This window comes from Brevundimonas sp. NPDC058933, assembly GCF_049315965.1.
In the GTDB taxonomy this organism is placed as follows: domain Bacteria; phylum Pseudomonadota; class Alphaproteobacteria; order Caulobacterales; family Caulobacteraceae; genus Brevundimonas.
In genome coordinates, this window is sequence record NZ_JBMOSL010000008.1 from 35,446 (window position 1) to 54,099 (window position 18,654).

At 66.9% G+C, this 18,654-nt stretch carries 18 protein-coding genes; 5 read left to right on the forward strand and 13 right to left on the reverse strand.

What is annotated here, in order from left to right; all coding sequences use genetic code 11:
• Nucleotides 1–7: 7 nt before the first annotated feature.
• Nucleotides 8–943, reverse strand: coding sequence for an ArdC family protein (locus ACOZBP_RS13075; RefSeq protein ID WP_404419809.1), 936 nt, complete (start codon nt 941–943; stop codon nt 8–10).
• Between the two features lie 227 nt (nt 944–1,170).
• Between ACOZBP_RS13075 and ACOZBP_RS13080 the strand changes: the two genes are divergently transcribed.
• The 4 genes from ACOZBP_RS13080 to ACOZBP_RS13095 are packed head-to-tail and all read left to right on the forward strand — an operon-like array spanning nt 1,171 to nt 3,222.
• A complete protein-coding gene (locus ACOZBP_RS13080; protein ID WP_153923440.1) occupies nt 1,171–1,599 on the forward strand; it encodes a hypothetical protein in 429 nt (142 codons plus the stop codon).
• Nucleotides 1,596–2,189, forward strand: coding sequence for a hypothetical protein (locus tag ACOZBP_RS13085; RefSeq protein WP_153923439.1), 594 nt, complete (start codon nt 1,596–1,598; stop codon nt 2,187–2,189). Before ACOZBP_RS13080 ends, ACOZBP_RS13085 begins: the two co-directional genes overlap by 4 nt.
• Nucleotides 2,177–2,644 carry a hypothetical protein gene (locus tag ACOZBP_RS13090; RefSeq protein WP_153923438.1) on the forward strand — a complete coding sequence of 156 codons (468 nt, stop codon included), beginning with the start codon at nt 2,177–2,179 and terminating at the stop codon, nt 2,642–2,644. Before ACOZBP_RS13085 ends, ACOZBP_RS13090 begins: the two co-directional genes overlap by 13 nt.
• Complete coding sequence (locus ACOZBP_RS13095) at nt 2,644–3,222, forward strand: thermonuclease family protein (protein WP_153923437.1); 579 nt, start codon at nt 2,644–2,646, stop codon at nt 3,220–3,222. Before ACOZBP_RS13090 ends, ACOZBP_RS13095 begins: the two co-directional genes overlap by 1 nt.
• Before the next feature lie 2 nt (nt 3,223–3,224).
• Here ACOZBP_RS13095 and ACOZBP_RS13100 read toward each other — a convergent pair whose 3' ends face one another.
• From ACOZBP_RS13100 to ACOZBP_RS13145, 10 genes are all read right to left on the reverse strand, one after another.
• On the reverse strand, nt 3,225–3,503 hold the full coding sequence (locus ACOZBP_RS13100) for a hypothetical protein (protein WP_153923436.1): 279 nt from the start codon (nt 3,501–3,503) through the stop codon (nt 3,225–3,227).
• A 25-nt stretch (nt 3,504–3,528) separates the two neighbouring features.
• Complete coding sequence (locus ACOZBP_RS13105; RefSeq protein ID WP_153923435.1) at nt 3,529–3,744, reverse strand: hypothetical protein; 216 nt, start codon at nt 3,742–3,744, stop codon at nt 3,529–3,531.
• A complete protein-coding gene (locus tag ACOZBP_RS13110) occupies nt 3,741–4,139 on the reverse strand; it encodes a hypothetical protein (RefSeq protein WP_153923434.1) in 399 nt (132 codons plus the stop codon). The genes ACOZBP_RS13105 and ACOZBP_RS13110 overlap by 4 nt, the downstream gene beginning before the upstream one ends.
• A complete protein-coding gene (locus ACOZBP_RS13115; protein ID WP_153923433.1) occupies nt 4,136–4,900 on the reverse strand; it encodes a division plane positioning ATPase MipZ in 765 nt (254 codons plus the stop codon). Before ACOZBP_RS13115 ends, ACOZBP_RS13110 begins: the two co-directional genes overlap by 4 nt.
• 265 nt (nt 4,901–5,165) lie before the next feature.
• Entirely contained in the window at nt 5,166–5,840 is a 675-nt protein-coding gene (locus ACOZBP_RS13120; RefSeq protein WP_153923432.1) for a hypothetical protein, read from the reverse strand.
• A gap of 60 nt (nt 5,841–5,900) precedes the next feature.
• The gene (locus ACOZBP_RS13125) at nt 5,901–7,304 is read right to left on the reverse strand and encodes a helix-turn-helix domain-containing protein (protein WP_153923431.1); all 1,404 of its coding nucleotides are present in this window, start codon (nt 7,302–7,304) and stop codon (nt 5,901–5,903) included.
• Nucleotides 7,305–7,661: 357 nt separating this feature from the next.
• On the reverse strand, nt 7,662–8,030 hold the full coding sequence (locus ACOZBP_RS13130) for a hypothetical protein (RefSeq protein ID WP_153923430.1): 369 nt from the start codon (nt 8,028–8,030) through the stop codon (nt 7,662–7,664).
• Between the two features lie 202 nt (nt 8,031–8,232).
• Nucleotides 8,233–9,297, reverse strand: a complete 1,065-nt coding sequence (locus ACOZBP_RS13135) for a transglycosylase SLT domain-containing protein (protein ID WP_153923429.1) — start codon at nt 9,295–9,297, stop codon at nt 8,233–8,235.
• 163 nt (nt 9,298–9,460) lie between these two features.
• Complete coding sequence (locus ACOZBP_RS13140) at nt 9,461–9,874, reverse strand: hypothetical protein (RefSeq protein ID WP_040350236.1); 414 nt, start codon at nt 9,872–9,874, stop codon at nt 9,461–9,463.
• A 52-nt stretch (nt 9,875–9,926) separates the two neighbouring features.
• Entirely contained in the window at nt 9,927–11,873 is a 1,947-nt protein-coding gene (locus ACOZBP_RS13145; RefSeq protein WP_194943556.1) for a ParB/RepB/Spo0J family partition protein, read from the reverse strand.
• Nucleotides 11,874–12,325: 452 nt separating this feature from the next.
• Here ACOZBP_RS13145 and ACOZBP_RS13150 point away from each other — a divergent pair, with 452 nt between their 5' ends.
• Nucleotides 12,326–13,078: a hypothetical protein gene (locus tag ACOZBP_RS13150; protein ID WP_422676833.1), complete on the forward strand. Its 753-nt coding sequence runs from the start codon at nt 12,326–12,328 to the stop codon at nt 13,076–13,078.
• Here the strand turns inward: ACOZBP_RS13150 and ACOZBP_RS13155 are convergent.
• Nucleotides 13,075–13,992: a DUF2493 domain-containing protein gene (locus ACOZBP_RS13155; RefSeq protein WP_153923426.1), complete on the reverse strand. Its 918-nt coding sequence runs from the start codon at nt 13,990–13,992 to the stop codon at nt 13,075–13,077. The genes ACOZBP_RS13150 and ACOZBP_RS13155 overlap by 4 nt on opposite strands.
• Nucleotides 13,993–14,296: 304 nt before the next feature.
• A complete protein-coding gene (locus ACOZBP_RS13160) occupies nt 14,297–18,643 on the reverse strand; it encodes a strawberry notch-like NTP hydrolase domain-containing protein (RefSeq protein ID WP_422676834.1) in 4,347 nt (1,448 codons plus the stop codon).
• Between the last annotated feature and the right edge of the window lie 11 nt (nt 18,644–18,654).

The following is an 18,654-nucleotide window of genomic DNA, read 5'->3' on the forward strand; positions in this document are numbered from 1 at the left end:
AAGGCCGTCACGCGGCCTCTGCGAGATCCTCCGTGACAGGGGCGACCGCGCGTCCAGCGATGGCCAGAAGGTAATCGGTTGCGGCCTGGGCCTGGGACGCGGCGCGAAGAATGGCGCGGCTGTCGGTGCGCAGGACCTTCAGCCAGTGGTCGAGGTAGGCCGCATGGTCCTCGATGTGGTCGGGCCGCAAGCCGAGGTGGGCGCCGAGGAAGGCGCTTCCAAGCTCAGCCACCAGCTCCTCGCGGGCGTAAGCGGGATCGCCGAATTTGGAGCCGAACGTGCGGTCTTGCCGGTGCTTGGCGCCGGTCCAGTGGATCAGCTCATGCGCGGCCGTGGCGTAGGCCTGCTCGATGTCGCGGAACAGGTGGCGTTCGGGGAGGCGGATGTGGTCCGGGCCCGGGGCGTAGTAGGCCTGATCGCCGGACCAGCTGATCTGGGCGCCGGTTGCGGCGAGGAACTCTTCGACCGAGGCGATGCGGGCCTGTTCGGCGGCCGCATCGGGTTCCTGGGCGGGGACCGGTGTGGGGTAGAACTCGGCGTCAAGGCCGTCGATCTGTTCGACGTTGAAGACGGGATAGCCCTTCAGGAAACGGAAGCTGCGGGCGTCTGCGTCGCCGGCGGACGGATCGGGTTCTCCCTTGGCCTGGGACTGGCCGTAATAGACGACGAGGGTGGACTTCTCGCCCGCGCGGACCTGCCCGCCGAGGGCGGCGGCCTGGCGGTAGGTCATCCATCGGGAGCCGGAGTAGCCCTCCGTGGCTCCGCGAAGCCAGAGCATGACGACATTGATGCCCTGATAGGGCTCGCCGTTGGCGCGCAACGGCAGTGCGACGGATCCGCCGGCCTTGGACGCCCACGGCTTGGTCCAGGGCCGAACGCCCTGTTCCAGCTGCTCGATGATGCTGGCGGTGATCCGGTCGGCGGGACTCTTGCGATCCTTCATTTGGAAGCCTCCTCGCGCGCGGGGCCGATCCCCGGGCGACCCGAAACCAATCGGGCGGGCTCCGAGCGGGGGACGCATCCGCAGGACCGCAGCGCAGCGGAGGACGGCGAAGCCGTTGCGGCCGCCGCGGCCCGCCCTTCGATTTTCGGGGAGCGCTGCCCGGGGCCGGCTCGCGGCCGGGGCGAAACAGATCTGATCACACAGGAGAGACCGACTTGGAGAACCCAATGATCTTCGATGATGAGGAGCTGGGGCTCTGCCAGCCCTGGTATGACAAGCTTTCGGGGCTAATCGTCGAGCCGACGCACGTCGTGACGGGAGACGACATCGCCAAGGCCATCCGGCTGGGCCATGCGTTCATCATGGAGTTTGTCCGGAGGGCGTCGTTCCACGGGATGACCCCGGAACATCTGCTGCGCTTGCCGTCGGCGCTGGGTGCGTCGGACGGCGGTCTTGTGTTCGCCTGGCGTGAAGGGACTACGGTTCTGGGGTTCCTGCAGGCGGGCGTCATCGCGCGCGGGCCCCTGGGTCACAGGGTGGTGCATCTGCTCGAGGCGGATGGCTCGATCCGCGAGATCCTCGGCCGCGCGAAACAAGAAGCGCTCGATGCGTTCGACCTGGAACGGGAAGCGGTTCACCGGAGCGTGGCCGCATGACCGGCTATCTGATCGATGCGGCCTATGTCTGGCTGGAGAATGAACGGCCCCACTGCAGGACGATGCGGGACCTGCGTCTGCCGTGTGGGGGCAAGGTAGACCTCGCGGTGATCGAGGATGGCCGGATCTGCGGGATCTTCTTCTGGAACGCGGCCTCCGATCGGAGCGCCCTGGTCCATCTGGTGACGGCCGCCAAGGCGTATCTGGCGGAAATCTGGGTTCTCTCGACGCCGGCGGCCGTGGGTGAGCTGCGAGGCTGCCTGCCCCTTCATGTGGGCTTCCGGGTGGCGAAGCCCGGTATTGTGCCGGCGCTGGCGATGCCGGCGACGATCGGCAAGCCGGGCGTGTCCGATCTGCTCAGCCTTCTGCACATCTACGAACTGCGGCAACTGGCGGCGACCCTCGACGTCTCGCCGTCGACGACAGCGGTCGGCGCGGCCGGCCAGCTGGCGTTCGGCAAGCTCAGGTTCATGGAGATGATCTGCGAGGTTCTCCTCGAGCGCGGACCCATGCCGCTTCCGACGAAGCTCGAGATACTCCGCGCCTCGCGCCCGAGATCCGTCGCTTTGCCCCCGGTGTGGGGCGGCTGATGTTCGGAAAGAGACAGCTGCAGGCCGAAGGCGATGCCGGGCCCTGGGGAAGCCGCTCAGGGCGCGATCACCTGGGTTGGCGGCGGATCATTCCGCCGAGGGTCAGGGCGGGCCTGGTGGGCCAGTCAGGGGCCATTCAGCGCCTTTCCCGATTCCTGTTGCGGGTGGCGCTGATCTCTGGCGCAGCGGTGATCGTCCCCCCGCTCCTGGGCGCCTCCACGGTCCTGACGCTGGCGTGCCTGTCGTTTTTTTCCGCCGGCGTGTTGGGCTACCTCAGCTGGATCCACGACGCCATTGAAGGGCGCCAGCGCAGCGCGGCGTCCAAGCGCCGCAAGCGCATCGTCTGGTTCGCGGCCGCGACATGGATGGTGGGGGTCCTGCTGACCGCCCTCGTCGTCCTTCCAACGCCTGAAGCCCGCTCCCCTGCCCTGCCTGAAATCACCGAGACCCGATAATGCGCAATCTCCCCGTCGTCTTCTGGGCCGCCACGATCGCGGTCGGCTTCTCCATCGCCCTGGCCAGCGCCGCGGCCGCTACGGAAAGGCGCGCGACCTATGTCGGCCGGGCCCGCGTCGTCGACGGCGACACCTTGGCGATCGGCAATGATCGGCTACGGCTGTGGGGCGTGGACGCGCCCGAGATCCGGCAACAGTGCCTGCGCAATGGCCAGGCGTTCCTGTGCGGAGAGCATGTCGCCGAGGCGCTCCGGACCTACATCGGGCGCGACCAGGTGCGTTGCGACTACCGCGACTGGAACCCGGCCCGGGCGCTGAACCATGAGGACCGGGCCGTCGTGCGCTGCACGGTGCGGGGCGTGGATCTGGCGGACTGGCTGACGTCCAGAGGGCTGGCCGTTCCCTTCTTCGTGGGAAACTACCGCAGCAGCGCCATGCGGGCCTGTGAGGCGCGTCTGGGCCTCTGGGCGGGCTCCTTCGCCCGCCCGAGCGCCTATCGCCGGCAGGGCGACTTCACGAGCGACGTCATGGGCGTGGAAACGCGGCGGCCCTGCGGCCGGTCTCTCAACCGACTTTAGGGCTATCCGGCATGTGGGGTTGATGCGCGGGTCATTAGCAGCGCCGTGCCCTTGGACGTGAGCTTCCAACCAGCGCCTCCACGGGGGCCAGGACAGTTCTCAACAAGCCCACTGGCTTCGTAATCCCACATCCGCGCAAATGCGGCTTCCGTCGCGGAGGCGCGATTTACGAGAGGGCTACGGGCGCAAAGATTGTTCGCGACCTTGGCCGCCGATAACCGGCTGTCCAGGTCGTCGCCAAAGAGATTGTGCAGTTCGGCAGCGATGCGCCGCTTGTCCATCACTACCTCCGACCGGGACAGCCGGTTATGCCGGCCGAGACTGGACCGGTTCACCCTCGCGGTTGAGCCGGTCGATGATGGCCTGAAGGCCGCGCGTGTCCATTCGGGCGTAGCGTCCGCCGTCAGTAGCGATTTCCTGAAGCTGTTCGTCGGTGAAACCGCCCGGAAACTGCCAGGCCGCGAGGGCGGCCAGAACCTCAGACAGTTCGTGGTCGTTGAGCTGGTGAAGGCGGTCCCTCACTGCTCAGGCCCTTCGAGCGCGTCCAAGGCGGCCTTCAGCACTTCCCACGCCCTGACGCCCCGTTCGTGCTCGATCTTCTTGAACCGCACGATAAGGCTCGCCGGGGCCATCATGTTCAGCTGGGCGCGAGGTTCGTCGGGGACATCGGGCCGGCCTATCAGATCGCTGATCTTGACCTTTCCGGGAGGGTTGGCCCTCCCCTGCCCCGCGCGGCGCGGCGATGCAGGTTTGCCGCGCGACTGAAACCCGGCCGCGTCGGCGACTTCCCGGGCGGCCTCGGCCGCAGGCCTGTCGATCGGCGCCCCTGGCGAGCGCGTGAAATCCGACAGATCGAGGCCCTTGCGCTCCTCGCCGATCGCCTCGAATCCGAATGCGTCGCTGGACTTGGTCATCATGCGGCTTTCTGTGCGGCGGGCTGGCGGAGGATTTCGATGATTTCTTCCGCGAAGGCGGCGGCATTGCTGCGCGCCTGCGGCAGACCGCCCACCTGGTCGGGGGTCAACTCGCTCAGCAGGGCATCGTGTTTGAACATGCCCCGGAAAGCAGGCCGGTCGGCCAGGGAGACGTCCATCAACGGCAAGGCGTTCTCCAGGAGCGACTTGCGGATGTCCCGTTCGTCGCGGGTCATGACGGCGCCGGGGTTCGCCCGGGTGATGACGATCCGGTGCGGGATGGCTTTGCTGGAGATCCGTTCCGTCTGATTGATCTGCCGGATGGTGCGAGCGACCTGATTGGCGTCCAACGTCGTGGGCGCGAACGGCACAAGAACCAGATGGGCTTGGGAGATGACCTGGGCGAGCCATTGGTTCGGGCTCCCCTCCGGATCGGCAATGACGAAGGTTCCCCAGCCCTGCGCGGCCTGAAGCCAGTCAAGGACGGCCTCGTCATCATTGTCCGTGGTGATGACCAGCAGCTTGCTGTCGCCGGCTGCTTCGCGGATCGCGACGGCGGCGTCGGCCGCGCTGCCCACTCGAGTCTTTGGTCCGTCGATAACCGGCGCGCCCCGGCGTTCGGCCCAGCGCGCCAGCGGACGGTTCGGATCGCCTTCCAGGAGCGCCACGTGGGCTCCTGCGGCGAGAAGCTCCGAGGTCAGGGTCAAAGCGGCCGTGGTCTTTCCACTGCCGCCCTTGGTGTTGGCGAAGATGATGTTCGGCATGAGGCTCCCTCCCGAGCGTCCGGTGAGCACGGACGCGCCGTGGCATCCGGAGACCCTACACCACACGGCCCCCACGGACAAGACGGACACCACGGACGCGACGGAAGTCACGGAGGTGACGGATAACCCGGAGGGCACGGACGGCCCGGAGGGCACGGCAAACAACGGAGAACACGGACCACACGGCGGGCGACGGATGGCACGGACAACCCCGGAGGCCACGGACCAGTCTAGACAGGTCTAGAGTGGTCTAGAGTGGTCTAGGCTAGGCAGAAGCCCTGACGCGAATCCCGTCGCCCTCATCGTCAACCAAGACCACGTCAGTGCCAAGGGGATCGTGAACCTCGTTGGCGCCGAGGTCCGAGATAGGCGGGACGATCGAGGAAGGGGTTGCCGATGCGGCCGGAACGGTCGTCTTGCCCGGGCGAGCGGACTTGGAGACGGGCGGAGCCGGCGTAAAACGGATGTCGAACGTCCAGCGCTCGTCGAGCGGCCTGATCCGGATGACGCCAGCGGCAAGCGCGGCGGCGTTGGAGCGCCGAAGCGCCGCCAGGGAGCGATACAGGCGACCGGAGGGACCAAAGGTCTCGCCAGCGGCTGTACGGGCGTCCGGTGGCCCTTCCGGACCGGTAGGAGGGCAGGAGAGGGCGGCCAGGGCCTGTTTAGGCGTCATAGCGCGGGGCAGGGCAGGGCGCGGCCGCCAAAAGGACACTGAGACCACCCAACCCCCCATGACAGGAACGCGGCGGGCGAATTCGGCTACGCCGAGGCGCGCGGCGTCTTGATCGAAGCCTTCAAGCGTCGGCCACGGGCCCGAGAGGTATTCGCTGGCGAACTCGACGGGCCGCCCGCCAAGAACCCGACTGGCGTCCTGCGCGGTCGCAGCTCGCCGCGCATGGCTGTCGAAGTCGGCAAAGGTCTCTACGACGGGGAAGGTCATGGTCACGCCCTCGAATACTTGGACGCCAGTGTGACGTCCGGAGGTTGAATCTTAGTGAAGTCAGTCCGGTGTGGATACGCGGACGAGACGTTTCCAGCTGGCCCAGAGATTGACGGTCACAAGAGGATCGTTGAGGCGCGCGACCAGGCCGAGCAGGTAGGCCCGCCGGTTGCGGACGTCCGCCGTAAACTCGGCCAAAAGCGCCGCCACAGCGAAGGCAACTCCGGCGTCGCCGGCGGAATGGCGGCGGATCTCTTCCTTCGTCAGCCCAACACGGCTCGCGGCGGACTGCCCGTAGGCCACCACAAGGGCCTCGTCGGTCGGGAACATGGGATGGCGCGTGAAGGGGAAGTCCTTCTGGGCGAGGATATCGGGCAGGGCGATGATGATGTCGCCTATGGCCGGGGCGTTGACCCGGGGACGTCGGCGGGTCGTTGAGACGGGTGTGATTTCGATGACGGTCACGCTATCCTGGTCATCCTCAGCAGGATCATCGTCGTAGGTAGCGGATGACTGCCACAAGACCTCGCCATCCTCGTCCAGGGCGTCGGTTTCGGCCGGTGTTGGCTCCGTCGAGGCCGCGTACTCCTCTCGGAGAGCCCCTCTACCTAGAGAAGATTCACTAATTAGAATTTTTCCAGGCTGAGTAGGGAGTAATTGGGCGCCGTTTCTGTCAGGCGCGCCGGACTCTTCTGTCACCCCTGAAGAACTCCAGACCTGGTGGTCCAGCAGGGCTTCAAGGCGTCCCACGGCTGCGTCGGCCTGGGCGACGGCCATCCGGGCCATGTCGAGATCCTTGCCGCGGCGAACCGCCTCGATGGCGCGCAAAGCAGTCTGGGCGAAGCCGTGTTCCTCGCTGGCGAGGAGGACGGCAAGCAGGCTGCGAATGCGTGTTGAACGGCAGCTGAGGGTGCGTCGCAGGGTGCGCAGCTCGTGGCGATCGACGCGGTCCTGGTCGCGAAGGGCTTCCAGTTCGCGGTATCGGACGATCAGGGGCCGGAGATCGACGCCGTAGGCCTCCTCGGGCGCGTCCGCCGCGCCGATCCGGTAGCGGGTGCGATCGGGGCTGTCCCGGAAGCTGATCCAGCCCAGGCGGCTCGTTTTCTCGCGCCAGCGAGCCAAGGTGCGGCAAGTGACGTCGAGATCCGCCATCAGATAGGCGTCGGCGTAGGTCGAGATGAGGGCGAGCCCAGCCGCATCCAGATCGAGCCCCGCCAAGGCCGCCGAGGGTTTGAAGCACTCCGCCGGCTGAAGCTTCACCAGGTGATGCAGGAACGCCCGTTCCCGGGGTTTGAGGCCCATAGCGCGGGCAGGGACGTCCTCCAGGAGGCGGAGGAGACTGGATTTGGTCGCTCCATCCGGCAAACCGGACCACTGGCGCGCGTAATCCTCCGCCCGCCGATGGGCAGGCGTGACTGGTCGTAGGCCCCGCGCACCCGCGCTGGCCTGATGATGCGTGAGCATCGGTCGCTCCCTTATTCAGGGAGGGATTTCGGGCAAAGCTTCGCCGTCGCCCTCAAAGGGCGTTTTTGTCTTGACGATGGGGGGAGCGAGCGCGCATAAGGGTTCTGCACAATTTAGACCCTTGCTTTTTTTGAAGCACGCCCGCCGTTCCCTCTGGGGACGGCGGTTTTTCTTTGTCTGGACCCCTCCGACTCGCTTGGTGGTGCGGTCATGGGACGGCGCCCCACGATTCGCGTCAAGTTTTCCCAACAGCAATTGGGAAACAGGGGCAATGAGCGGCCGAATGGGTTAACGCCAAGTTACAATTCGGCGGTATGTTTGAGTCCTGGAAAGGCCCCGGCGAGGGGTATGCGGCCGCTAGGCGGCGCGCGCTCCGCTCAGGTCGGCGGAGAGATGTGACCGCGTGGACACGCCTTCGAGGCGCGAAGGCGCCCGAAGATCTGCGGTGGCCGAATAGATCAACGAGCCCAGGTCGGCCTGCTGGTCTTTGGCGATTTCTTTGAGGGCATCGACGAAATGCCGCTTGAAGGCGAGGTCAACGCGGCTTCCCGACAGAGGTTGGCGCGAGATGCCGGCGGCAAAACCGTTGGCGACACAACGCTGTAGGCGGCGCTCGACAACGGCCGACACTGATCGCAGGCCGAGGGCTTCCCGTTCAGCCTTCAGCCCAGCGATGACGCTTTGGGGAAGGCGGGCGGCAACATTGGCGTGGGTTTTGTCGGACACGAACAGCACCTCTCGCCCACACTATGCGGTGAGTTACGCCCCGAAACAAGGGCCGGGGCGGTGTCTGGACATGTGAAAATGAGGACTGCGAACAGCCCCGTGCGGATCACCATTAGCGCCGCGCGGAGCCCGACGCAATATAGAGGCATTCCGCGAATCCAACGACATACGTCCGAGCTTGCGACTCCGCTGAAAACTGCGGTTAGGCGGCCTCTCCTTTGGAGATGAGGAGCATCCTGAGGCTGGCGACGCTGCGGGGACGGCCGCCGGCATAGAACAGGCTCGGGTTTGCGGAGGCGGCGCGAGGGAAGAGCCCCGCCGCTGATCTGGCCGGATCATGCGCGTTGGCGCGCAGGAGGCTTACAGCTCCGCCGGAGCCGAGGAAGTGGGCCATATACAGCTCGCCGTCGCGCGGCGGCCGACGCAGGTAGGAGCGCAGGGCGCTCGCGTTCTCGCGCGTGAACTCGCCGGCGAGATATGCGGAAAGCTGGGCGTCATAGCGCAGCGCGAGGATCTGGCGGCGCACGACGCGGTCGTTCACGAAGGGCTCGCCGTTTCGGTCAAGGTGGATTTGAGAGGCGAGGTGACCGAGGCCATAGGATGCGCCGTGGCGACGCACGGTGAGCAACCAGGTCGTTTCGATGAACTGATAGAGGCCCGCCGCCGTGGACGTCGCCGCCCTGGCCGAGGGGTCAAATGACGATTCCCGCTTGGCCGCCCGCCACAGATAGCCGTGCGATACGCCCGACCGCTCGGCCGCGGCCTGGATGGCGAACTGGACGTGAGCCGCCGGCGTCGACGATCGCGACGAAGCGCGGCGGGTCCGGGGCGCGCGAGCTGCTCGAGACAGGTAGCGCTGGAAACTGAACGCCTGGACCGGCGCGGCGGGCCGCGTCGCGCCGGGTTCCGAGAATGCGGCGAAGGTCGAGGCGACCTTGGCGGCAATCAGGGGATCGAGCGGAGCGGCGGCGTCCGGAGCGGTCGGCACATGGGGCAGGGCCCGGCCGACGAGCCGGCTGGCGTCGGCCTCTGCGCGGATCGCGCGCGCCACTGGATCCGCAGCGAGCATATCGAGTGTGGGCGTGGGGTCGGTGAGGAGGTCCAGCCCGGGGCCGTCGCGCACGGCCGCGAACGCCGCCGCCTCGATCTCCGAATGAGAACGAAGCCCGTGAGCGCTGGCGGACAAGGCGAGCGCCGATACGGCGCAGGCGACAATGGCGAAGGCCGAAGGTCGGCCGAGAAGGTTCTGTTTCATCTCTGCATCCATGGGGTGGGGGATGCAGGGATCGGACTGACAGCGCGGGCCTTTTCGCACACCGGCCCCGTCGCGCGCAACCCAGGGCCCACAAGGGCAAAAAAAGGGGCCAGCCGAAGCTGACCCCCAAGGTGGCCTGTCCAGAGTGGTCCAGGCTCGATGCGACGGATGCGGGCTAGTCGAGGCCAGCCGGCGAATGGAAGACGTGGAACCCGGCTTCGGCCAAGTGTTCCAACGGTTGAGCGCGAGGCACAGTCTGCCCGATCAACTGACCAACCTGGGCGGCGGCGTCGGCGAGCGTCTGCGCCTCGCTGAGGCCGAGGACGGCGTAACCGGCTGCAAGGCGGTCAGCGCCGTCCATCGGAACGAGCCGAAAACGTCGGCTCGGAACGTCCGCCCGAACGGCGGCAATGAAGGCAGTGGAAGGCTGTTCCGCGAGGGCGGCCGACGAGGCGCGCTCGATCAGGGTACGCAGGGCGGCGGCCTTGGCGGGATGCTGGGCGATCTCGGCCGACACGCTCAGACGGCGAAGGGCGATGGACACCAAGGTCGCCTGGTGCGCGTCGTCGATAGGGATGCAACGGGACATGGGGGATTCCGACAAGAGTAGGGGAGGGGGCCGAAGCCCCCTCCGCAAAGGTTCAGTCCTCGGCGCCCGCTTCGGCGTCCTCGTCCTGGATGAACTCGTCGTCCGCGAAATCATCGTCATCAACGGCCCCGGCCGGTCCAGCCCCGATATCAGCCTTGTTGTTGCTGGGTGACAGGGTCGGTTCCGCCAGGGTCGCCAGCATCGGCGGGGTCCAGCGGTGTTTGGCGGCGTTCCGGGCCACGATCTCGACCAGTCCCGTGCGCTTCTCCTTGGCGAACGGTTCGGCGTCCATGCCCATATCGGTGATCGCCTGCGTCAGAGCCTTCTTGCCCGCGCCCTTGAGGAACTCCGCATCCGGCGTCCAGCGCTCGGCCATATCGACCTTGGCGTGAGCGGCGATGAGCCCCAGCTGGGCCCACGCGCGAGGCCGCCGATAGTCGGCCCGGCTCTCGACGGCGTTCAACTGGCAGGCCACGCAGAGCGCCAGAAGCTCGGCCTTTTCCCCCGCGCTCAGGGCGACGACGTAGGGGAAGAACTCCAGATAGGTCGAAGGCAGACGCTCATCCCAAGCGGCATAGAGGTCCTCGTATTCGCGATCCCCCTTGACCGTGATCCCCTCGGCCGGTTCGGCCCCCGCCTTCGCGAAGGACAGGGCATAGCCGTGGTCAGAACGGTTCCGCAGAACCATCCAGCCTTGGTGGGCGACCATCGTGTCATAGGCGACGGCCGGGTTGACGGCGACGGCGTTGCGAACGGCGGTCGTAGCGATACGGGTCATCCGTTGGTGGCCTTCGTGGCCGAACGCGGGCTTCTCCTTCGCCTCGCCGGTCCCGCCCCCGCTCTGCGCGGTGGCCCGGAAGTAGGCGCGCTCGATCGTCAGCTTCCCGCCGTGTTGCAGGATCAGGAACACAGTCCCCGCCGCCTTTTGCTCGTCGGTCCAGACCTCAAGCGTTTCCGTGAGCTTGCGCAGTTCTTCACCGGCTACGGCCCGATCCCACGCGCCGATATCGTGGTCGTTGCTGATCGCCCGAAGTTCGGCCATCCGCGCCGCTTCGGCCTCGGTGGCGTCACGCCGCGCCGGATACTGCCGGCGCTGACCGCCCTCGTAGCCATAGGACTTCTGCGCCACCTCGACATTGGCCCATCCCTCGGCCCGAACCGCCTCAACGGCTTCGTTCAGCTTGTCCTGGGCGAGTTGGTGGGCGAGAGCGCTGTCAGCCCACGCCGCCGTGGTGTCGTCCCCGTCCTGAAACAGGTCGATGACGAACGTGCCGCCCGCCGCCGCATAGGCGTCCCGCCCGACAAAGAGGGCGATCCGATCCGACGCGTCGAGAGTGCTGTCCAGCAGCATCGAGCGCACATTCCAGTCGTTGATGTGACGCTGACCCTCGAAGCGACCCCAGACCTGCAGCTGCCGCTCATGATCGTCCGTCAGGGTGAAAGCCTGCAGGGTGTCGATGTCGAACCGACCGGCGAAGAACGCGTCCAGGACGGCGGGGGCCACATGGGACAGGCTCAGAAGCTGCGCGACACGTTTGCGGGTCGAACCCGTCACCGCTGCGATCTCGCTTGCGTCCAGCCCCTTGGCCGAAAGGGCGCTGTAGGCCGACAGTTCTTCCTGAACCGTCATCGCCTCGCGCTGCGCGTTCTCGGCCAGACTGATTTCGAGGGCCACGGCCTTGGGCTTCAGGACGAAACTGACCCCGAGCGCCTGAATGTCGGCCGGGAGACGCTTCTCCTTCTTCAGCCGTTCGAGCGACCGCAGACGCCGCCGCCCGGCGGTGACGTAGTGGACGCCGTCCTCCTCATAGCCGACCAGAGGATTCAGCAGCCCCACGGGGGAGGCGATGGAGTCGCACAGTCCGCTGATGTCGTCTTGGGCGGGCTTGCTGTTGGCCCGCACGTTCTCAGGCGCAACCTTCAACTTCGCACCCAGGCGCACCCGGATGGTGCCGGAAACTTCGGTCGCCGAAGCGGTATCAATAGGGGTCATTTGCATCGTCATCGTCCTTGTTTTTGATTGGACGCAGACGGTTCCCAAGCCTCGCGATGCCCACGCCAGAGACAATCTCCGGCCTTTCCAAATCAGCACCGCAGGAACGACTTAATCGAAACACGCCCGCGCGAGTTTCCGGAGCGCGGGCGGCAAAGCCGCGCGCTTAGGGGGGTGAAACACGTCACAGACCGAGAGGCCCGGAGGGGGATCACCCGGCCTGCAGGCGCGAAGCGGCGAAGGCTGGGGATACCGGGCCTTCTCGCCCCCGCCCGTCAGGGCGAGGGGTCGTCTTGACGTGTGAGGGGGCGGCCCCCCTCCAATGCCGACTGCAACGCCGAGGAATGCGCGAGCGCAGCGAGCCCCTCTCCCGCCGGCCGCGCCAGCGGAGATAGGCGGGATATCTAGCCGTGGCGGGGACGATGGGGCAGGAGGAACGACGAACAATCGGAGGTCAAATGGAGTCGATGGATGCTGGTGCACGCCAGCTGCGGGCGCAGGAAGTCCTGGCCGAGGGGCTGGTAAGCGGCCGAGCGCTGGAGGAGATCCTCGGCGTCGAGGCGGCGCTGCAGATCGATCCCCGATGTCCCGATGCGCTGATTGTCCTCGCGGATCAGGAAGAGGTCCGCCGGCTGGCCAGCGCGCCCTATGTGCGTCTGGCGCTGGCGCATCTTGCGCATGACGAGGCCTGGAATCGCGTCAGGGCCCGGCAGAAGGTGATGGCGCCGCCGAAACGCGATGTTTTCGACATGGTGGAGGCGCGCCCGTACCTCCGGGCCGCGACCCTGCTGGCGGGCTGTCTGGTGGAGACCGGCCACGCCGATCTGGCGCGCGGGATTTATCGCAGGGTGATGCGACAGCAGCCTCGCGACAGCATGGGCGCGAGGTATCTGCTTGCGATCCTGGACGTGCGCACCGGTGATGACGCGTCCTTCGAGCGCCGCCGACCTCATTTCGAGGGCGACGAGCATCCGGCGTGGGTTTTGACGGATTTGCTGGCGGCCCATCGACGCGGGGACGCGGAGAGGATGGGCAAGGCGTTGGAAATCGCGCGGCGTCGCTATCCGGAGATCGTCGCGATGGTCGCCGATACTTCCGGCACTGATCGGAGTGCAGCGCTCGAATGGCGAAGCAGCGAGTTGCACGCGCTATGGCGGGCGAATCCACCCGCGCAGAGGTGGTTGAGAGAATCGGTGGGCGTAGCCGGTTAGGCCGCGAGCTGCATTACGGGGATGCCACGCGCACGGGCCTTGTCGACCATGTTCATGGTCACGCCGTTGCCGGGCCCGGCGACGACGCCGGCAGGCAGTTGATCGAGCATCACATCGTTTCGCTTGAACGGGGCCGCCTTGTCGTGGCGGTTCCAGTCAGGCTTGAACGGAATCTGAGTGACGCCCCGGTTATTGGCCCAGCACGCTGCGATGCGCTCGCCGCCCTTGGGTGTTGCGCCGTGGATCAGGATCATATCGGGGTGTTTTTCCCGGACGCGATCGAGAGCGGCGAAGATCTTGTCGTGGTCGTTGAAGTCTGGGCCTGCAGTGAAGGCAATGAGGGTGCCCTGTGGGACCAGGACCGCGTTGTCAGCCCGGGCCTTGGCGTTCATGTAATCGCGGCTGTCGATCATGGCCGACGTAACCGTCTTGCGGTTGACCATCGAGCCGGCCGCCGGCCGCCACGCGGACCCGGTGTGCTGGGCGAACAGCTGAGCGGCGGTGTCGCGGACAAATTCGAAGGCGTTCCGCTGCTCGACAAGGCTGATCCCCTCCGCCGTAAGGCGCTCCAGCTCGACTGAGCGGACCTCCGAGCCATTCTGCTCCATCATGGAGCGGCGCTGCGCTTGTTCGTTGTCATCGAGCACCCGGCCGACCCGATCGACCTTGCGGTGGAAGATGTTGGTGAACTGCCAGAGGATGTCGGACGTCTCCTCCTCGAGGCGCGTGTCGTTGAGCATCCATCCGATTGCGTCGAAGGCGTCAGCGAGCGCCTGTCGGCAAACGTCCGCTTCCGGAAGTGGACGCGGATCCTGTTCATCGCCGATGGGCCGATAGCCCGTCAGGGCGAGCTCGTCGAGCAACGCGGCCGTAGGACTGATGTCCTGGGCGGGATGGGGATCGGGGTTCAACATGGCGAGTCCTCCTTGTGGCCGGGCCGCACCCTGCGACCTTCACGGGGACCGAACAGGCGATGGGCGACGGGCATGCACCCGAAGGGCCGAAACGGAGTGGAGGACCGCGCCAGCGGTTGCCTGGACCGTCGAGGGCGCTCTAGCCCGACCCTTCGCCGGTCCCCCTCTCGTGAAGGCGCGGATGCGGCTCTCTCAGGCCCCAAAGGACTGGCGCCGTGATCAGCCGACCCTGCAGGACGGCCGCCGACAGGCGGCGGGGTGTTGAACGTCGAGGCCCTGGTTCAGGTGGACCTCATGGAAGGCCTCAAGCGGCCCGCGGGCGGGCGATCGTCGAGACCAGCGGATAGCGAGCGACCAGTCGCGCCAGGATGTCGGCGCCGGCGTCGGTCGAAGGAATGAAGAGACGGGTCCGATAGCTGATGATCTCGGTCATCATACCCATCGCCTTCATGGCGGGCAGGGACGAGGGCAGGATGCCGGTCACCTCGATGCGCTGAGCGCCCATGACCAGGCTGCGGCGGACCGAAACGTCTTCGGCCAGTTGCAGGGTCACGCCCTGATCGCGAACCATGGCCCATCCGGCGACTGGCGATACAGCCGGCGCGTCCAGACCGAACTGGCGGCAGACGCCGCCAAGGTCTGCTTCGGCGACCATACGGCCGATGATACGCTCCCCGTCGTCCGTCTGCAGGCGATAGACCCGCGTCGTGTCCTGGGGCAGTCGTGACCAGATCGGGAGCAGGAGACCGGTGACGACGCTGATGGTCGACTCCATGGTTTCGGGAAGGCTGTCGATCTCGGTCTGCCAGGCCAGAGCGAAGGCGGGCTCTTCGACAGGTTGCCATTGCGACGCCGCCTGTTCGCCGACGCTGACCGTATCGCGAGACATTGGACGATACAGGCGGACGCGGTCTTCAACGCGGCCGTCATCGAACATCCTTGCGGGGGCCTGAACAGCCAGCGCCGCCCGGCCGGACTGACGGTTGATGAGGAAGACCCCCTCGCGATCGGCGCGGATCCCCATAACGTCGGCAAGGCGCAGCGGCTGGACGCGCTGGACCTGGGTCACGGTGAGGAGGCGGGTTTCCGCCCCGCTCTCGGCGTGGGTGAAGATCGTCTTGCGGGCGGTGACGGTGAACCGTTCCGCCGTCAGGGTCTCTACGCCGACTTCGAAGACGCCGGCGGCGACAGCGGCTTCCACTTCGGCCTCAATGCGTTCCTCGAGATAGCCGAAGATGCTGTTCTGCATGTCGATACGAAGGGCGAGGACGCGGTTCAGGAACTGCGTGATCGGGGGCAGGTCCTCCTTCAGCGTGCCATCCGTGTCGCAAAGGGACAGACCGGTCGCGGCCTCGAAGGCGCCAAGGGTCAGTCCGTCGACGCGACCGGCATAGAGCATGTGATACAGCCGACGAAGGCCCGTCTTGGCGTAGTCAGACTCGAGGTTGTCTTCCGGCCGGAAAAGACCCTGGCCGCCGGTCTGGCGCTGGCCCTTGGTCAACGCGCCGAGGCTGTCGAGGCGGCGGGCAATCGTGCTGAGGAAGCGCTTCTCGCCCTTCACATTGGTGGCGACCGGCCGGAAGATCGGCGGGTGCTTCTGATTGGTGCGGTTGGTGCGGCCGAGGCCCTGAACGGCTGCGTCAGCCCTCCAGCCTGGCTCCAGGAGGTAGTGTGCGCGTGTGGCCTGATTCACCGCACCGAGATCCGAGTGGTAGCTGCGGCCGGTCCCACCCGCGTCCGAAAAGACCAGAATGGGCTTCTTGCCGTCCATGAACGCGGCGGTCTCGCCCTGGTTGGCGGAGCCCGGGCGAGTCTCGACACAGAGTCGGCTCTGGCCTTGGGTGGTCTTGCGGACGATCCGGCGAGACCGGCCGGTGACCTCAGCGACGCGATCCGTGCCGAAGTGATGAACGATCTGGTCCAGCGCGGCCTGAACGGGGGGCAGGGCGCCGAGATACTCGATCAGCTCGTCGCGTTGGGCGAGCGCCTCCTGGCAAAGGACGGGCTGGCCGCCGGCGTCGACGGCGGGTCGCGAGCGCATGTTGCCGTCCTCGTCCGAGTACGGTTCGAACAAGGCCACGGGGAAGGAGTGCATCAGATAGTCCATCACGTACTCGCGGGGCGTGACGTCGATCTGCAGGTCGTGCCATTCGGACACGGGTACCTCCGCCAGGCGACGATCGGTCATGGCCTCGCCGGTGCTGACGAGCTGGATGACGGGCGCCAAACCCTCGGCAAGATCCTTCTCGATCCAACGGATGAGCGTGGGGACCTTCATGGCGGTGACAAGGTGGTTGAAGAAACGGACTTTCGCGCCCTCGAACGCCGACCTGGCCGCGCCCTTGGCGTTCCCGTTGAGGGCGCCGCCGTCCTCGCTGCTGATGCCGGTCGCTTTCAGGGCGTCTTCAAGGTTGTTGTGAATGATCGAGAACGCATCGGCGTAGGCGTCGTAGATCTCGATCTGAGCACTGGTCAGCGCGTGCTCGACGATCTCATATTCGACGCCGGCGTAGGACAGGGCGCGCGAGGTGTAGAGACCCAGCGCCTTCATGTCGCGAGCGAGAACCTCCATGGCGGCGACGCCGCCGGCTTCCATCGCGGTGACGAAGCTGGCGCGCGTGGGGAAGGGGAAGTCCGCGCCGCCCCAGAGGCCGAGGCGGGAGGCGTAGCCCAGGTTGGCCACCGTCGTTGCGCCGGTCGCTGAGACGTACAGGACCCGGGCGCGGGGCAGGGCGTTCTGCAGCCGGAGGCCGGCCTTGCCTTGTTCGGAGGGTCCGCGGTCGCCACGAGCCCCCTTTTCGCCTGCGGCGTTGGCCAGAGCGTGAGCCTCGTCGATCGCGACGACGCCGTCGAAGTCCGGTCCCAGCCAGTCGAGGATCTGCTGCAGGCGCGAAGCTTTCTCCTGGCGAGCGCCGGAACGCAGCGTGCCGAAGGTAACGAACAGGATGCCCCCAGACAGGGTGATCGGGGCGCCCTGCTTGAAGCGGGAGAGCGGAACGATCTGCTCGCGGCGGCCGCCGAGGGCGGTCCAGTCGCGTTGAGCGTCCTCGAGGAGCGGGTCGTTCTTCGAAATCCAGACGGCCTTGCGGCGGCCCTTCAGCCAGTTGTCGAGGATGGCTCCGGCGAGCTGACGCCCCTTGCCGGCCCCTGTTCCATCGCCGAGGAAGAAGCCCTTGCGGAAGGTGACTGCGCGTTCATCGCCGTCTGGCGCGGCGCTGACGTTGTCGAAGGTTTCGTCGACGACCCACGATCCGGCCAGATCCGCGCTATGCGCCTCGCCGGCATAGATGATGGTCTCCAACTGGGCCTCAGAAAGGATGCCGTCGTCGACCAGACGGCGGGGGAGGTGGGGACGGTAGGTCGGGCGCGGCAAGCGGACCGCAGCCATGGCGGTGGATTGCACCAGAGGCGTGGGGTGGGGTTTCGCGCCAGCGATGGAGATGCTTTCGACGGCGTAGGTCTCGTAGATCCCGTCGGCGTCGTTGCCGGGGCGGTGATCTCCGGCGTTGGCCAAGGCGTAGTCAAGCTCGATGACGTCGGCGAACGTCGGCGAAGGCGGGGTCACCAGTCCGGATGCAGGGCGAGCCGCGACGCGGGGGGCGGTTGGGCGCAGAACGGGCGCACGGGGTATTGCGATTGGCGCGGGAGCGCCGAGACGACGAGGCGCGTCCAAGACCGCCTGCAGCAGCGCGGCTGAATCGCTGGCGGTCGGGCCCGATTGCGTCAGTTGCTCCGCATCGGCCGGGGCGACCTTGTCGAAGATGGTCAGGCGAGTGTCGATCGTCGTGCCGTGGCGGGCATAGGCCCGACCGTCCACCGGCATTGTGAAAGCGAGTGTGGCGCCCCGGCGCTGAAGGGCGGCGAACCTTTGGGGATGAGCTTCAGGGGAAAGACCGGCGCCGGTGATGGTGACAAGGCGGCCGCCGGGGGCCAGCCGGGCGAGGGCGGAGGCGATGTGCCGGAAGTCTGCGCCCTGAGCCCGCCCAACGACATCTGGCGTGACGGAGAAGGGTGGGTTCATCACGACCAGGTTCGGCTGGACCGACGCAGGAAGGCGATCGTTGATCTGTTCCGCGTTCAGGCGGGTGACGGGCGTGTCGCGAAAGAGAGTGTCGAGCAACTCGGCGCGGCGCGGGTCCAGCTCGTTGAGGTGGACGCGCGCGCCGGCCATTTCGGCAAACACGGCCAGAAGGCCCGTGCCGGCGGAAGGCTCGAGGACCACGTCACTGGACCGGGTGTCGAGGGCGATGCTGGCGACGAAGGCGAGGTCGACCGGCGTGGAGAACTGCTGGAAGGCGACCTGGTTCTCCGACCGGCGCGTCTGGGACGGGGTGAGCGCCAGAAGATCGCGTAACTCCGCGAGAATCTCGAAGGGCGCGTCGCGCCGCCCAATCAGGGCGGAAGCCTGCCGGCGAAGGTAAAGGACCTGGGCCAGCTCCGAGGCCTCGTAGGCGTCCTTCCAGTCCCACGCCCCTTCGGCGTCGCTTGCGCCGAAGGTGTCTTCCAGGGTCGTGCGGAGGAGCCGGGCGTCGAGTTGACGACCCTTGCCCAGGGCGACGGCCAGCACCCAAGCGGCGGCGATCAGTGCATCTGTCCGGCTGGGGGCGTCGAAAAGCGAACCTGTGATCAGGCGAGCGGAAGCGTGGGTCATCGGAGGTCTCC

What these genes read in the sequence shown, in the direction of transcription:
- ACOZBP_RS13095 (WP_153923437.1), top strand. Translation starts at nt 2,644, where the DNA reads ATGCGCAATCTCCCCGTCGTCTTCTGGGCCGCCACGATCGCGGTCGGC.
- ACOZBP_RS13145 (WP_194943556.1), bottom strand. Translation starts at nt 11,873, where the DNA reads ATGCAAATGACCCCTATTGATACCGCTTCGGCGACCGAAGTTTCCGGC.
- ACOZBP_RS13160 (WP_422676834.1), bottom strand. Translation starts at nt 18,643, where the DNA reads ATGACCCACGCTTCCGCTCGCCTGATCACAGGTTCGCTTTTCGACGCC.
- ACOZBP_RS13100 (WP_153923436.1), bottom strand. Translation starts at nt 3,503, where the DNA reads ATGGACAAGCGGCGCATCGCTGCCGAACTGCACAATCTCTTTGGCGAC.
- ACOZBP_RS13135 (WP_153923429.1), bottom strand. Translation starts at nt 9,297, where the DNA reads ATGGATGCAGAGATGAAACAGAACCTTCTCGGCCGACCTTCGGCCTTC.
- ACOZBP_RS13120 (WP_153923432.1), bottom strand. Translation starts at nt 5,840, where the DNA reads ATGACCTTCCCCGTCGTAGAGACCTTTGCCGACTTCGACAGCCATGCG.
- ACOZBP_RS13140 (WP_040350236.1), bottom strand. Translation starts at nt 9,874, where the DNA reads ATGTCCCGTTGCATCCCTATCGACGACGCGCACCAGGCGACCTTGGTG.
- ACOZBP_RS13080 (WP_153923440.1), top strand. Translation starts at nt 1,171, where the DNA reads ATGATCTTCGATGATGAGGAGCTGGGGCTCTGCCAGCCCTGGTATGAC.
- ACOZBP_RS13110 (WP_153923434.1), bottom strand. Translation starts at nt 4,139, where the DNA reads ATGATGACCAAGTCCAGCGACGCATTCGGATTCGAGGCGATCGGCGAG.
- ACOZBP_RS13075 (WP_404419809.1), bottom strand. Translation starts at nt 943, where the DNA reads ATGAAGGATCGCAAGAGTCCCGCCGACCGGATCACCGCCAGCATCATC.
- ACOZBP_RS13115 (WP_153923433.1), bottom strand. Translation starts at nt 4,900, where the DNA reads ATGCCGAACATCATCTTCGCCAACACCAAGGGCGGCAGTGGAAAGACC.
- ACOZBP_RS13085 (WP_153923439.1), top strand. Translation starts at nt 1,596, where the DNA reads ATGACCGGCTATCTGATCGATGCGGCCTATGTCTGGCTGGAGAATGAA.
- ACOZBP_RS13155 (WP_153923426.1), bottom strand. Translation starts at nt 13,992, where the DNA reads ATGTTGAACCCCGATCCCCATCCCGCCCAGGACATCAGTCCTACGGCC.
- ACOZBP_RS13125 (WP_153923431.1), bottom strand. Translation starts at nt 7,304, where the DNA reads ATGCTCACGCATCATCAGGCCAGCGCGGGTGCGCGGGGCCTACGACCA.
- ACOZBP_RS13150 (WP_422676833.1), top strand. Translation starts at nt 12,326, where the DNA reads ATGGAGTCGATGGATGCTGGTGCACGCCAGCTGCGGGCGCAGGAAGTC.